Origin of the sequence: Actinomadura barringtoniae, assembly GCF_017573505.1 — a bacterium.
In the GTDB taxonomy this organism is placed as follows: domain Bacteria; phylum Actinomycetota; class Actinomycetes; order Streptosporangiales; family Streptosporangiaceae; genus Spirillospora; species Spirillospora barringtoniae.
Genome location: NZ_JAGEOJ010000004.1, coordinates 475,924 through 489,616 on the forward strand (window position 1 = coordinate 475,924; position 13,693 = coordinate 489,616).

General features: G+C 73.1%; 15 protein-coding genes. All 15 read right to left on the minus strand.

Going from position 1 to position 13,693, the window contains the following annotated elements:
* Positions 1 to 4 precede the first annotated feature (4 nt).
* Genes J4573_RS12135 through J4573_RS12205 form a run of 15 tightly spaced genes read right to left on the minus strand, consistent with a single transcriptional unit; the run spans position 5 to position 13,692 of the window.
* On the minus strand, positions 5 to 397 hold the full coding sequence (locus J4573_RS12135) for a Zn-ribbon domain-containing OB-fold protein (protein WP_307796599.1): 393 nt from the start codon (positions 395 to 397) through the stop codon (positions 5 to 7).
* On the minus strand, positions 394 to 1,536 hold the full coding sequence (locus J4573_RS12140) for an acetyl-CoA acetyltransferase (protein ID WP_208255468.1): 1,143 nt from the start codon (positions 1,534 to 1,536) through the stop codon (positions 394 to 396). The genes J4573_RS12135 and J4573_RS12140 overlap by 4 nt, the downstream gene beginning before the upstream one ends.
* Positions 1,533 to 1,949, minus strand: a complete 417-nt coding sequence (locus J4573_RS12145) for a MaoC/PaaZ C-terminal domain-containing protein (protein ID WP_208255469.1) — start codon at positions 1,947 to 1,949, stop codon at positions 1,533 to 1,535. The genes J4573_RS12140 and J4573_RS12145 overlap by 4 nt, the downstream gene beginning before the upstream one ends.
* Entirely contained in the window at positions 1,946 to 2,440 is a 495-nt protein-coding gene (locus J4573_RS12150; protein ID WP_208255470.1) for an FAS1-like dehydratase domain-containing protein, read from the minus strand. The genes J4573_RS12145 and J4573_RS12150 overlap by 4 nt, the downstream gene beginning before the upstream one ends.
* On the minus strand, positions 2,437 to 3,474 hold the full coding sequence (locus J4573_RS12155; protein ID WP_208255471.1) for a RidA family protein: 1,038 nt from the start codon (positions 3,472 to 3,474) through the stop codon (positions 2,437 to 2,439). The genes J4573_RS12150 and J4573_RS12155 overlap by 4 nt, the downstream gene beginning before the upstream one ends.
* Complete coding sequence (locus J4573_RS12160; protein ID WP_208255472.1) at positions 3,464 to 4,753, minus strand: MmgE/PrpD family protein; 1,290 nt, start codon at positions 4,751 to 4,753, stop codon at positions 3,464 to 3,466. Before J4573_RS12160 ends, J4573_RS12155 begins: the two co-directional genes overlap by 11 nt.
* Positions 4,750 to 5,952: a CaiB/BaiF CoA transferase family protein gene (locus J4573_RS12165; protein WP_208255473.1), complete on the minus strand. Its 1,203-nt coding sequence runs from the start codon at positions 5,950 to 5,952 to the stop codon at positions 4,750 to 4,752. The genes J4573_RS12160 and J4573_RS12165 overlap by 4 nt, the downstream gene beginning before the upstream one ends.
* The gene (locus tag J4573_RS12170; RefSeq protein ID WP_208255474.1) at positions 5,949 to 6,968 is read right to left on the minus strand and encodes an LLM class flavin-dependent oxidoreductase; all 1,020 of its coding nucleotides are present in this window, start codon (positions 6,966 to 6,968) and stop codon (positions 5,949 to 5,951) included. The genes J4573_RS12165 and J4573_RS12170 overlap by 4 nt, the downstream gene beginning before the upstream one ends.
* Positions 6,965 to 7,498 (minus strand): MaoC family dehydratase, encoded by a 534-nt coding sequence (locus tag J4573_RS12175; RefSeq protein ID WP_208255475.1) that lies wholly within the window; start codon positions 7,496 to 7,498, stop codon positions 6,965 to 6,967. The genes J4573_RS12170 and J4573_RS12175 overlap by 4 nt, the downstream gene beginning before the upstream one ends.
* Positions 7,495 to 8,427 carry an alpha/beta hydrolase family protein gene (locus J4573_RS12180; RefSeq protein WP_208255476.1) on the minus strand — a complete coding sequence of 311 codons (933 nt, stop codon included), beginning with the start codon at positions 8,425 to 8,427 and terminating at the stop codon, positions 7,495 to 7,497. Before J4573_RS12180 ends, J4573_RS12175 begins: the two co-directional genes overlap by 4 nt.
* Positions 8,424 to 9,059 carry a neocarzinostatin apoprotein domain-containing protein gene (locus J4573_RS12185; RefSeq protein WP_208255477.1) on the minus strand — a complete coding sequence of 212 codons (636 nt, stop codon included), beginning with the start codon at positions 9,057 to 9,059 and terminating at the stop codon, positions 8,424 to 8,426. Before J4573_RS12185 ends, J4573_RS12180 begins: the two co-directional genes overlap by 4 nt.
* 40 nt (positions 9,060 to 9,099) lie before the next feature.
* A complete protein-coding gene (locus tag J4573_RS12190; RefSeq protein WP_208255478.1) occupies positions 9,100 to 9,660 on the minus strand; it encodes a neocarzinostatin apoprotein domain-containing protein in 561 nt (186 codons plus the stop codon).
* Positions 9,654 to 11,525 (minus strand): ATP-binding cassette domain-containing protein, encoded by a 1,872-nt coding sequence (locus tag J4573_RS12195; RefSeq protein WP_208255479.1) that lies wholly within the window; start codon positions 11,523 to 11,525, stop codon positions 9,654 to 9,656. The genes J4573_RS12190 and J4573_RS12195 overlap by 7 nt, the downstream gene beginning before the upstream one ends.
* Entirely contained in the window at positions 11,525 to 12,637 is a 1,113-nt protein-coding gene (locus tag J4573_RS12200; protein ID WP_208255480.1) for a hypothetical protein, read from the minus strand. The genes J4573_RS12195 and J4573_RS12200 overlap by 1 nt, the downstream gene beginning before the upstream one ends.
* Positions 12,634 to 13,692 (minus strand): hypothetical protein, encoded by a 1,059-nt coding sequence (locus J4573_RS12205; protein WP_208255481.1) that lies wholly within the window; start codon positions 13,690 to 13,692, stop codon positions 12,634 to 12,636. Before J4573_RS12205 ends, J4573_RS12200 begins: the two co-directional genes overlap by 4 nt.
* Between the last annotated feature and the right edge of the window lies 1 nt (position 13,693).

Consider the following 13,693-nt stretch of genomic DNA (forward strand, 5'->3'; position numbering starts at 1 on the left):
GCGGTCATTCCTTCGTGAAGAGGGGCAGGTGCCGCCCGTCGGCCAGCGGACGCCATGTCACCCGCACCGGCATGTCACAGCTCCAGTGATCGGGGTCGGCGCCGACCAGGTCGGTGAGAAGGATCGGCCCTTCGGCGAGCCGGACGCGGGCGACCACGTACGGGGTCTCCCAGCCGGGATGCGCCGCCCGGTGAACGACGGTGAAGGAGTCCACGGTCCCCCGTCCCGACGCCTCCGCGAACTCCAGGTCCGTGCCGCCGCAGCCGGTGCAGATCGCGCGCGGATAGTGCTGCCGTTCGCCGCACGCCGAGCACTGCTGAACGGTCAGCCGGCGTTCCCGGGTGGCGTCCCACCAGGGCTCGGTGATCTCGTCGAAAGGCGGAGACGTCTCGGTCACCGGTCCACCCCGAGCAGCACGGTCGCGTGCGTGGACAGGACGCCGCCCGTTCCGTGGGCGAGCGCGACTTGCGCATTCGGCACCTGCCGCCGCCCGCATTCGCCTCGCAGTTGCCGTACGGCCTCCACGAGCAGAAGCAGCCCGAGCATGCCGGGATGGTTGTAGGACAGGCCGCCGCCCGAGGTGTTGAGCGGGAAGGCACCGCCCGGCCGCGTCCGCCTGTCGGAGACGAACGACGCCGCCTCACCGGGCCCGCAGAATCCCAGCCCCTCCAGGGTCAGCAGCACTGTGATCGTGAACGAGTCGTAGACCTGCGCCACGTCCACGTCGCCGGGACCGAGACCGGCCATGGCGAACGCACGCCGCCCGGAGTCGGCGGATCCGGGCCGGAGCAGGTCCCCGGCCGCGATCATGCCGTCGTTGGTGGTCGCCTCGCCGTACCCCAGCAGCACGACCGGCGGCCTGGGCAGGTCGCGGGCCCGCGCCAGCGAGGTCAGCACGAGGGCGCCGCCGCCGTCGGTGACCAGGCAGCAGTCGGCCACCGTGAGGGGCGTGGAGACCATCGGGGCATCGAGCACGTCATCCCTGGTGAGCGGCCCGGCGGAGTGCCTGTGGGCACGGGGGTTGAGCAGCGCCCACTCGCGCGCCGCGACCGCCACCTCGGCGAGGTGCTCGCGTTCGGCGCGGTGCACGTGGAGATAGCGCTGGGCGGCCATCGCGTAGTAGGAGATCGGGAAGAGCGGCCCGTACGGTGCCTCGAACTGCTGCTGCGGCGTGTGGGTCTCCTTTACGCCCGCCAGCCTCCGGGACCCGGCGGAGCGCTGGTTGGAGCCGTAGGAGATGACGACCGTCGAGCACTGTCCGGCCTCGATCGCCTGGGCCGCCCGCGCCACGTACATCTCGAACGCCGAGCCCCCGGCGAAGGTCGAGTCCGTCCACGACGGTGAGATTCCGAGGTACTCGGCGACCAGCGAGGCGGAGAATCGCGACACACCAGAGGTCGCCAGGCCGTCCACGTCGCGCAGGGACAGCCCGGCGTCGGCCAGCGCCCGCGTGACCGCCTGCGCCTGCAGCGCCAGGATCGACATGCCGGTGATGCCCAGATCGGATTCGGCGGCGCCGGCGATCGCGACCGTCACGGGCCGAACTCCACGGTCGCACCGGCGGGAGCGACCGCGACGCGGCCGTCCGCCGGGACCTCGACGCGTTGCTCCACCACGATCAGCCCACCGATATCGATCTTGCTGACGGCGCCGGTGCAGCGAACGGTCTCACCCGCGAACACCGGGTTCCTGAACCGGAAGTGCAGCCTCCTCAGCCGAGCGCGCGGGCCGAGCCAGTCCTGGATCTGTTCGGCCAGCAGCGCCCCGAAGACCTGCCCGTCCACGACCGGTCCGGGCAGCCCTCGGGCGTTCACGTACTCCGGGTCGTAGTGCAGGCGATGCCAGTCCCAGGTGGCCCCCGCGTACGCGATCATGTCGGGCAGGTCGATGCGCCGCTCCAGCACAGGCGGCCCCTCCCCCACGGTGACGCTTCGCGCGGCGACGCTCATGACGGGACCTCCACGTAGATCAAGGTCTCGGTGTTGGTGGCGAGCGGTTCGCCGTTCTGGTCGGTGTAGACGGCGGTGGAGGTGATCATCAGCATCGACCGTCCGCCCGAGCCGGTCCGTTCCCTCGCGTCGTCGATCCGCCAAGTCGCCGTGATGACGTCATCGGGCCGGACCGGACGATGGAAGGCGTAGTCGTTGCCGCCGCGCACCAGCCGCGTGCCGGGAACCTCCAGGCGCCAGGTGTGCCCGGCATGGCCATCGTCATCGCGCGGCAGTCCCGCGTACTGGTTCGTCTCGCAGATCAGGGTGGGCGGTGCGACGACACCGCCGTAGCCGTGCTCGCGGGCGTAAGCGTCGTCGGTGTAGAGCGGGTTGTCGTCGCCCGTGGCCTGCGCGAAGTAGCGGATGGCGGCGCGGCCCAGTTCCTCGGGCGCGGTGTAGGAGACCTCGCTGCCGATCAGTGCCTTGATCTCCTCGGTGAGCAGGCTCATGGGAGCACCGCCGTCGGGACGACCTCGATGAGGAACTCCGGCCGTAGCAACGCCGAGCAGACGACCGACGTGAGCGCGGGCCCGTCGCCGAAGTACCTGCGGCGGATCTCGGCTACCTCCGGATAGCGCTCCACGCCCGCCGGTGTCACGTACTCCACGAGCCGCTCAACGCAGCCGTACGGCAGGTCGTCGCCCAGCCCGGCCTCGCGCAGCACGGCGGCGATCCCGGCGTAGACGAACTCGGCCTGCGCGAGCAGATCGCCTTCGAAGACGGCCCGTTGGGTGGCGGGCTCCAGCGCGCCGAAGCCCGACATGAACAGCGTCTTGCCGGCCAGCACGCCCGGTGTGTAGGTGAGGGTGTCGTAGCGGCGCCAGCCCGGGTTCACCGCGCGCAGAGGCTCGGTGGAGGCGAGCGCGTCGAGCGAGACCATCGCGCCGGGCCTCACCGGCCGGTCGGCCAGGATGCCCGCCGCCCCGGGGTGAACGGCCCGGCCGTCGGTCCCGGTGCCGCCGAGCAGTTCCCGGCGCGGGCGGCCACAGCGCGGATACTCGGCGCGGGTGGAGGTCGCGGTGTGGTCGATGGTCTGAACGAGGGCGTCCAGCCCCAGGCCCGCGGCCTTGAGGAGATCGCCGGCCTGCTCCAGGCAGGAACGGTACTGGGCGCGGAAGTCGCCGTGGGCCGCGTCGTCCGGGTGGATTCCCGGCAGGTAGACGATCCCGTCGGCGATGCGCAGCTCACCCACGGCTCTGCCGCCACCGGGATGGGCGGTCAGCTCGACGGCCAGCTCCGCCGCCGGTTCCATCAGCCCCTCGACCGGAATGGTCGCCACCGGAACGCGCCGCTCCCCCATCTCGCCGCGCCGGACCGCCTCGACGCGATCGCGCGCCCCGAGGGCGCCGGCCGTCGCGTACTCCGCCACGTGCACCACGTCGGCGGGTCCGAGTCCGACCTCGGCGAGCAGCGCGAACGCCGACCGGTAGGCGGTCTCGACCGAGCCCGCGACGGCCCCGAGTCTCGTCGTGTCAGAGTCCATGGCTCTCCAATGCCTTCATCAGCGGCTTGAGGGAGGGCTGCGCGTCCAGGGCGAGCACCATCTCGGCGATGCCCTCCGGATCGTCCCCGCCCAGGTTGGCCAGGGCCTTGTCCCGGACCGTCGCGGCGATGCCGGGGTCACCCGGACCGCCGCGGCTGCGCGGGACGGCGGCCATCACCCACCGCCCGTCGCCGAGCCGGGCACGCACCCGTCCGGGCTGATCGGCGGCGGCGCCCCCGAACTCGGCCGCCTGAGGCCGGACGAGGGCGGCCATCTCGAGCACGTCCGGCCGATCGATGTGGTCGTACGTGCGGACGGTCACCGCGCCGTCGACGATCATCGCGGCCACGCTCCACGGCAGGCTGAACTTGGCCTCGTAGGAGCTGCGCGGGCGTTCCTTCCCCCGCCCGCAGACGATGGGAACGGCATCGGGGTGCACCTCCACCACGATCTCCTGGATCGGGGGCCCGTCGAAGAGCCCGGAATCGCGCAGTTCCCGGGCCGCGTCCAGCTGGGCGTGCAGCAGCTGGCAGGCCGGATAGGGCTTGACGGTGATGCGGGTGATCTCCCAGTCCTCTCCGAGCCCGCCCAGCAGCGCCGCACGGTCGGGATCCCGCCCGATCAGCGCGCGGTAGACCCCGTAGCGCCCTTCGAAGACGGTCGCGGGGCCGGTGGCGTCGGCGGCGGCGAGCGCGGCGATCACGATGCCGTCCTGGGCGGCGAAGCCAGGGTGCAGCTGCTTGGTCGAGGCGCCGGTGTCGAGGAACTCCAGCAGGCCGCCCGCACGGCTTCCGGCGATGCCGAGCGCGTTCACCGTCTGCTCCACCAACAGGCCCCGCAGCCTGGCGGCGGTCAACGCCGAGGCGAACACACCGCACACCGCGGTGGCGTGCAGCCCCCGGGCATGGAAGGCGTGTGGCGCGGCGGCGCCGAGCCTGCAGATGGTCTCCATGCCGGCGATCGCGGCGGTGAGCGCCTCGGCCCCGGAGACGCCGAGCCGAACACCCTCCGACAGCATTACCGGCAGTACGGGTGCGGTCGCGTGCACGAGACCGCCCGCGTGCGTGTCGTCGAAGTCCAGCGCGTGGACGAGCACTCCGAGTTCGAACGCGCGGCCGACGGTCCCTCTGGCGGCGGACGCGGCCCCGCATCGTGCCGCCGCGACCGCGCAGCCGATCCCGTCGAGAACGTGCCGGCACGCGGCATGCCGCACCTCGGTGGGAACGTCGGCGAGGTCAAGGGAGAGCGCCCAGCCGGCCAGTTCACCCGCGATCGTCATCGCGGCTCTCCGAAGGCTCCGGCCTCGGTCAACGCGGCGACCCGGGCGTCGTCGTAGCCGAGCAGGTCGCGCATGACCTCCGCGAGATCCTCGCCCCTGCGCGGCGCGCGGCGATGTTCGGGCTGGACGGCGCCGACCCGTACCGGCGAGGCGAGGTTCTTGAGCCTGCCGTAGCGGGGATGGTCGGTCTCGACGATGAGGCCGCGCGACGCGGTGTGATCGTCCCGCAGGGCCTGCGCGACGTCGTTGATGGGCCCGCAAGGGATGGCCGCCGCGTACAGCGCCTCCAGCCACGCGGCCACGGTGCGGCCCGCGAAGACCTTCTCCAGGAGCGGCAGCAGGTCCGCCGCGTTGCGCTGCCGGTCGGCGAACGTGGCGAAGCGCGGGTCGTCGGCCAGCTCGGCACGGCCCATCACCACGGTCAGGCGCCGCCAGAACTTCTCCTTGGCGCAGCCGACCACCAGCCAGCCGTCGCGGGCCTCGAACGCCTGGAACGGCACCAGCGACGGGTGCGCCGAGTGACGGGTCCGCACCGGCGTGAACCCCGCGTTGAGGTGCCAGACGCCCGGGTAGGTGAGCATCGCGATGGCGGTGTCGTACAGCGACACGTCGCAGTCCATGCCCACGCCGTCGCGGCGGGCGGCGTGCAGCCCGGCCAGCAGCGCCAGGCCGGCCACGAAACCGCCGCAGTAGTCGACCAGCGACAGCCCCGACTTGGCCGGCGGCCCGTCCGGCTCGCCGGTCAGATCCATCCAGCCGGCGAGCCCCTGCAGGATGTAGTCGTATCCCGGCTCGGCGGACCGGGGACCCGTCATGCCGAACCCGGTCAGGGAGCAGGCGACGATGGCGGGATTCAGGTGCTTCAGGTCGTCGTAGGTGATGCGCAGTTTGGCCGGTACGTCGCCGCGCAGGTTGGAGTACACCGCGTCGCTTCGCCGTACGAGGTCCTCGAACACCTCGCGGCCGGCCGGGGTGGAGATGTCCAGCGACAGGGACCGCTTGTTGCGGTTGAACGCCTCGTGGAACAGCGAGTCCTCGCCCTCGGCGTAGGGCGGCACGTAACGGCCCACGTCGCCGCCGGTGCGCGGGTCCTCGATCTTGATGATCTCGGCGCCGAGATCGGCCAGGTGCAGCGAGCCGAACGGTCCGGCGCCGTACTGCTCCAGCGACACGATCCGGACGTCCTGCAACGGCTTCATGTCAGCTCCCTGATCAGCTCGATGAGGCGCGCCTGCGCGGCGCGCGTCTCGGCGGCGGGCAGGCCGTACACGGGCGGCGTGAGCTTGAGGGTGTCGGCGACGCCCTCGTAGGCGGCCAGCCGGTCGCGCACCCGCTCGGCGGTGCCGGTCACCGTCAGCGCGTCCACCATGCGGCCGGAGACCGCCGACGCCAGATCATCGGCGCCCGCGCCGGAACGCAGGGCTGTGATCGTCCACGCCTGGTCATCGGCCAGGCCGTGGAAGGCGAAGAAGTCGGCGTAGGAGCGCACCGAGGCGTAGAACCCCGCCACACCGGCCGCCCGCCCGCGCGCCACCACCGGATCGGGGTCCAGCGAGCAGACGGCCGACACCACGACGTCCAGGGCCTCGCGCTCGCGGCCGGCCGCGCCGAGCCCGTCCTCGAGCGCGGGCAGAGCGCGCTCGCGCAGCCACTCGGGCGAGCACAGCTCGTGCGAGATCCAGCCGTCGCCGATCTGGCCGGCCAGCCGCGTCATCGCCGGGCCCAGGCCCGCCAGGTAGATCGGGATCTCGGCCCTGGCCTGTGGGAAGGGGCGCCGGAAGCCTCGTACGGCCAGGCTCTCGTGCGCGCCGTCCAGCACCATCGGCGCCCCGTCCACCGCGTGCGCGACGATGTGCCGGACGGCGGCGACGCTCTCGCGCAGATGCGCCACCGGGCTCCCCCAGCGCACGTTGTGCCAGTCCTCGTTCAGCCGCCTGACGCCCGAGCCGAGCCCGAGCACGAACCTGCCGCCCGACAGCTCGTCCAGGTCGAGGGCCTCCAGCGCGGTCACCATCGGGCTGCGGGTGAACGCCAGCGTGATCGCCGTCCCGATCCGGGCACGCCGCGTGCCCTGCGCCACCGCCGCGGCGGCGACGGTGGCGCTGCGGTGCAGCTCGGGGACCCACAGCGCTTCGGCCCCCGCCTCCTCGGCGGCGCGGGCTGCGGCGACCAGTTCGCCCAGCGTCTCGCCCCAGGGCCCGTAGGTGATCCTCACCCCGCGTCCCCTGGCAACCGCATCGGACCACTCTTGGCCTGCGGGAAGTAGCCCTTGTCGTGCGGCGCGTCCCGCCGGTAGACCATCACGGTCCGCAGCCAGGAGATGACCTCGTCGCCGTCCTGGTTGAGGCCGCGGGTGCGGCAGGTGACGATGCCGGCGTACGGCCGCGACCTCGACTCGCGGACCTCGACGACCAGGGACTCGGCGTAGATCGTGTCGCCGACGAACACGGGATGGTCCAGCGTGATGTCGGTCCAGCCGAGGTTGAGCAGCGCGGACTGGCTCACGTCGATGACCGACAGGCCGAGCACCAGTGCCACGGTCAGCCCCGAGTTGACGATGATCCGCCCGTACGGCGCGCGCCCGGCGAAGTCGGCGTTGAAATGGTTCTGGTTGGTGTTGAGCGTCAGCAGCGTGAACCAGGTGTTGTCGGCCTCGCTGATCGTGCGGCCGAACGGATGCTGGAAGACGTCGCCGACGGTGAAGTCCTCGAAGTGGCGTCCGATCCCCGCCTCGTGGACGGTCATCGGGTGGAGACGACGGTCACCGCGTCGTCGACGGCGTCGCCCACCCCGTACAGCCACACGCCGGACCAGCGGTCGCCCAGCACCGTGCGCAGGAACATCCCGCTCCATCTGGCGGCGGCCGCGACGGTGACGTCCTGGCCGGCGGTCTGCGCGGAGGGATCGGGCCGGGCCCCGGCGGGGTTCTGGGCGTCGGTCAGCCCGTAGTGGTTGGCGCCGGTCACCGAGACGAGCATCTTGGGCGGCTTCTGGAGCGCCTGGTAGGTGGTCTCGGCCGCGGACGGGGCGGCGATGCCGTCGGCGGTGCCCTGGATGAGCGCGACCGGTACGGCGTTGGCGACCGGGGGGCTCCCACCGCCGCCGGGCGAGGCGTTGTTGGTGCCGTAGAGCGCGGCGCCCTTCAGCTCCGCGGGCCGGGTGGCGGGTTCGCCGCAGAACGGGGGCGCGCAGGTGCCGGTCGTCACCATGAGGCCTGTGGCTCCGCCGAACGAATGCCCCAGCAGGACGAGCGAGCCGGTGTCGATCTTGTCGTGCAGCGGTGAGGCGGCCCGTCCCGCTTCCTGGCGCATCCATTCCACCGTCCACGCTGCCTGCGCCTGTTCGGTGAACAATCCCTGCTGGCCGAGGACGGTCCGGGTGTGGTTGGGAACCACCACGGCGAAGCCGTAACCGGCGACCGCGCGGGCGAACGCCGCGTACTGGGATTTGTCGACGTTGGCGCCCTGGAGAAGCAGGGCCACAGGGAGGCGGGTTCGGATCTGATCGGACGGCGGCGCATACACGTCGGCGGGGTCTCCGTGCACGGTGCTGGAGTAGGCGATCGGCGCGGAGGCGGTGGCGGTGGCGGAGGCCGGTCTCGGCGCGAGTCCGGCTCCCAGGCTGAACAGGGCCACCGCGGCGAGGGCTCCGGCGAGCTTGGCGCGAACGGTCATCTGGACGCCCTCCGCCGCCGGCGCGGGATGATCAGCAGCGCGGCGCCGCCGCTCAGGACGAGCGCGGACGCGACGAGCGCGTAGGTGGGGAGACCATCGGGACTCCCGGTGTGCGGCAGGTTCTGGCCGCTGCTGCCGTTGCCGTCGCCGCCGTTGCCGTCACCGTTGCCGCCGTCGCCGTTGCCGCCGGAGCCGTTCCCCCCGCTCGAGGAGAACGTCAGCGGGACCTTCACCAGCACATTGGTGGGGTCGGTCAGGCTGGTGACGCCGATGATGCAGGCCCCGGCCTTGGCGGTGCAGGACGTGCTGCCGATCTTGGCCAGGAGGGTGATGGTGCTGCCCTTGGCGCCCGGCTTCCATTTGCCGGAGCCGTCCGCTGTGCCGAGCAACGCTCCGGAGATGTCGCAGTCGGCCGTCCCTGTGACGACGGGCTTGCACTGGCCGATCGCCACCGAGGCGAGGTTGGGCTTGAGGCCGGTCAGCGACACCACATCGATCTTGTCTCCGGCCTTCAGCCCCGTCGTCTTGCTCATCTTCAGAGTGGGGGCCGCCAGCGCGGGCGGTCCCAGGGCGAGCACGCTCGCCGTGGTGATGGCCGCCACCGTGGCCGCCTGCTTGCGGGTTCTGCGCATCGTGCACCTCCTGCGGGTGTTTGCTCGGGATGGGGTGGAGCTACCGGCGGCGTTGCCGGGCTGCGATGGTGGCGCCGCCCACGACCACGGCTCCGGCGGTCACCGCCCACAGCACCGTGGAGGGCCCGCCACCACCTCCGGACGGCGCAGCCGTCGTGGCGGCGGGCGCCGGTGTCGTCCCGCCGGTGAAGGTGGAGCCCTTGAAGCCGACCCGGACGACGGCGGTGTTGGCGTTGACGACCGCGGGTGGGTTGGACGTCGGGAGCGGCGCGGCCCCGATCACGCACTGCCGTGCTGTGCAGTCGATGCCGTTGAACTTCGAACGGGCCTTCAGCCGGACGCCGCTGAAGCGCCCCTTGGCGTCGATGTTGACGAACGTCGCGCCGCCGCCCAGGTCGCAGTCCTTGAGGCCGTTGGTGTAGCCCTCCCGGCACAGGCCGACCGCGACGGACTGCAGGCCGGGCCGATACCCCGAGCCCGCGACCGTGATCTGCTGGCCCTCGGCGAGGTCGGCGACCTGGCTGACCTGGAGGGCGGGACCGGCCGTTCCCGCGCCCAGTCCGGCGGCGACGAGGGCCGCGGCGACGGTTCCGATCACCATGCGCGACCTCCTTGAACGGGCTTGCCGTGCTTCCGGCGACCCGGCCGGAGCAGCAGGTGGACTTCCTCGGCCGTCGGTGCGTTGAGTTCGGCGATGACGCGGCCGCGATCGAGCACGTAGGCCCGCTGCGCCAGCGCGAGCGCGATCGGGATCCGGGGGTCGGTGAGGAGCACGGCGGTTCCCTCGGCCGCCAGCCGCCGTACGACCGCCAGGGCGCCGTCGACCGCCTCCGGTGCGAGGCCGGGCGAGATCGCGTCGACCAGCAGCAGTCGCGGGCGCGCGATGACGGCCTCCGCCAGGCCGAGGAGCCGCCGGTCGCTCTCGGACAGGCCCGCGACCAGCTCCGCGCCGCGTTCGCGCAGGATCGGGAAGATCTCCAGGATCGCCTCGGCCGTGCGATCGGGTTCGGCCCTTCCGAGCATGCGGGCGTGGCCGCGAAGGTGGCCGGTCACCGTGCGCTCGTCCTGCACCTGCGGGGACGGCCCGATCAGGTGGCACAGGGCGAGCATCGCCCGCTGCTCGACGGGGATCTGGCCGAGGTCGGTTCCGGCGAAGAACGCGGCGCCGCCCGCCGGCCTCAGATGACCCGCCAGGGCGGTGAGCATCGTCTGGGCGCCGCCGCCGAACAGCGCGACCGTCTCGCCCGCCTCGACGCGGAGGCTGACGCGGTGCAGGCTCGCCGACTCGTGGTGGACCGACAGGCCGCGGACCTCGACCAGCGCGGGCGCGACCGGGTCTCCGCCTTCGCCGTCCGGGTGATCGGGGTCGGCGTCGACCAGCAGCGTGAGCAGCGCTCCCGCGACCACGGGCAAGGCCGTGAGCGTCAGCGCGGTGCCCTCGCCGGTGAGCGAACGAAGGGACGCGACGACACCCCAGCCGATCAGCCCGCCGACTCCCGCTGCGGCGGCGGTCAGCGCCGCCGCGGCCGGTCGTCGCCGCGCGGGCATGGTCGACAGGACCTGAGTGTCGAGCACCGCGACGGCAAGGCACCCGGCGGCGAGCGCAACGGCGAATCCGATCGCCTGGATGTTCGCTCCGGGCGCGGTCGCCATCAGCACCGGGGCGGTCGCGGCCGCCAGCAGCAGCCAGGGGGCCGTGCGGACGTCCCGCGTCGCATGCCGGAACGCGATGACGACCGCCACCGCGCCCAGCGTGGCCCACGCGAGCCGGGCCACCGCGTCAGAGGCGAGGACGCTCCAGCGGAACACCATCAGATGCAGACCGGCCGTCACGCAGACGGCGATGGCGAATCCGGCCGTGGCGTACCCGGCCAAAGCCCGCGTGACCAGGCTCACTGTCTCCCGGAGGCCCGCGAGCGCTTCGCCGCGTTCGACGGGGGCCGCCGCGCAGATCGCCGCCGTCCCGAGGACCGCACCGGCGAGGCCCGCGATGGCGAGCGTCCCGCCCGGATCATGAGATCGCGTCACCACGAGCAGGGCGGCGGCGGCCAGGCCGGCCAGTGCCGCGGCGTGCCACCAGGCGAACGCGTCGAGTCCGTGCAGACGCACGGTCAAGGCGCGGGGCAGCAGGAGCAACGGACCGGCGAGCACGCCCGCCGCCATCGTCGCCGTCGCGAAGACCGGAGCTGCCGGCGCGAGGCCCGCGATCGCCAAGGTGAGCGTCGTCAGTCCGGCCGACACCGCGATCAGCCCGGGAAGCGGCACTCTCCTGGCGAGCCAGAGGGTGAGCGGCAGGGTGAGGCAACCGAGGGTGAGACCGGTGAGCGCCATGTAGGTCACGACGTCTCCGGGAACCTTCACCACGCCGCCCAGGCCGTCCGCCTGGAGCACCAGGATGGCCCCGGCGAGCGGCCCGGCTGCGGCACTGGCGAACGTTCCCGCCCGTGCGACGGCTCCCTCGGCCATCACCGCTCCTGTCGCTTGAAGCGGTCGAGTGCGAGGAAGTCCTCGAGGGCGGCGACGTCGATCGGGCCCGCGGTCCGGCGGCGCAGGTAATCCGACAGCGCCTCGCGATCGATGCGGTAGTCGCCCGAAGGCTCCCGGGCCGTCTCGTCGAGGTAGTCCAGCAGTTCGTCGGCGCCGTTCCGGGTGATGTGCTGAGTCACCGGCGGCCGCATCGGGGCCGGCACACGTTCGGTGGCGCGGGTTCGGCGCCGGGCGGCCCGCCGCGCGAACGCCAGCCGGAGGCCGAGCAGGAACAGCAGGAGGGCGACGGCGTTCACGCCGAGAAGCCCCCACGGGTAGGCGCTGAAGGTCGTCTTGAACGGCACCGCGGCGGCGTAGCGTCCGCCCACCACGAAGGTGCCGAAAGACGCCGGGGGCAACTCCACCGGGACGCGATACGTGGCGGTCTGTCCCGGCCGGAGCGTGCCGGTGCGAGGCGAGTCCACCGGCGAGTCGGGATCGGACCCGGCGCCCCAGCCGACCGTCAGCGGCGCGCCGACGATGGGATCGGCGCCCGCGTTGCGGACCTGGACCACGAGCGTGCGCCGCGGACGGCCGCCGAACAGCTCGCCCCATCCCCCGCCGCCGGTGACCTCCACGTCGACGATGTCGGCCCGGACCGGGGTGATGTCCTTGAGGATCACCGCGACCCGATGGCCGAGCACGCGAAAGGGGAAGGTCACCGTGCGCGGGGCTCCGGGCGAGCCAGGCAGCGTGCTCACCTGGATGACGCACGGGCAGGCGGCCGGCGGAGCTCCGGCGGCCAGGCCCGCGTCGAACGTACCGGCGGGCGAGATCAGCGCCGTCACGCCGCCTTGGGTGTCGCAGTCCGCCGAGCCGTGCACGGCGTTGGCCCCGCAGATCTGCACCTGAACGGTCGCGCCGGGCGTCCATGCGCTACCTCGGACGCGCACGGCGGTCCCGATCGCCGCCTCTGCCGGGACGGCCGTCGCGCCCGGTCCCCCAGGCGGCGCGTTCGGCGGCCCGGCGGCAAGGGCGGCGGGCGCAGTGATCGACCAAGCGCCCGCGACGACGCACAGGAGCACGGCCGGCAGGCGGCGAACGGGCCTCACCGAATCGCCTCCCCCTCAGTGGAGGGATCGGCGTACGAGGGGTCGAGGTAGTCGGTCTCCCCCTCGGGCAGCAGACCGGCCCGGATCCGCCAGCGCCTGATGATGCGCGGCAGGACCGACCACAGCACGAACACGATGCCGAGCAGCGTCAGCAACGCGGCCCAGGGGATCGCCACGAAGTGGGCGTGCGTCCGCGCCTTCACGCCGCCGGGCGCCGTCAGCTCGACCCGGACGGTCACCGAGTCCAGCGGCGGCGTGCCCTCCCAGGGCAGCGTGATCTCCGTGCTCTGACCCGGCAGGATCTCGGGCAGTTGCCGGATCGGCCAGTCCTTCAGAGTGCGCCCGAACAGGCCCGTGGCCCGCACCCGCACGATCGGCGCCAGCCGCAGGTTGCCGGTGTTGACGACGTTGAAGCGAAGCGAGCCCGGCGCCTTCGCGGTGAACGGCACGGCCGGCTCATGCCGTGTGACGGTCAGCCCCTGCGGCCGCAGGCTCGGGGTGAGGGGACCGGGCACGCGCAGGTAGACGCGGGCGCCGACGGCGCGGCGCAGCCCGATGCGGGCGCCCCCGGCGTTCTGGACGCTCTCGATCGCGGTGTTGAGCGCGACGATCCCGCCGATGTGCTCGCCCGGGGTGGCGTTGGCAGGCACGGTCACGCTGAACGGGAGGTCTCGCGCCGAGCCGGGCGGAACGGTCAGCCGCCCGGACGGCAGCTTGATCCAGCCGCCCACGTCCCGCCGCGGCTCGGCGGCGCCGCGCAGCGCGAAGCCCGCGTCGCGCGGAGTGTTGTAGGCGTCCGCCGCGTAGACCTCGAAGGTGAGCGGCTTGGCCGTGAGGTTCGCGATGTGCACGGCGTCGCGGACCGTGGAGCCGGCGGGCGCCTCGATCGCGAACGACGGCCGGGCGACCGGCGCACCGCCGCGGTCGGCGGGCCCGACCGACCAGGACCCGTTCCCCGCCGCGGGGGCCGGGACAGGGGGCGGGACCGGATCGGCGCCGGGCATCGTCAGCGCGAGCACCGTCGCGCCGGCGGCGATCCCGCTGACCAGAGCCATC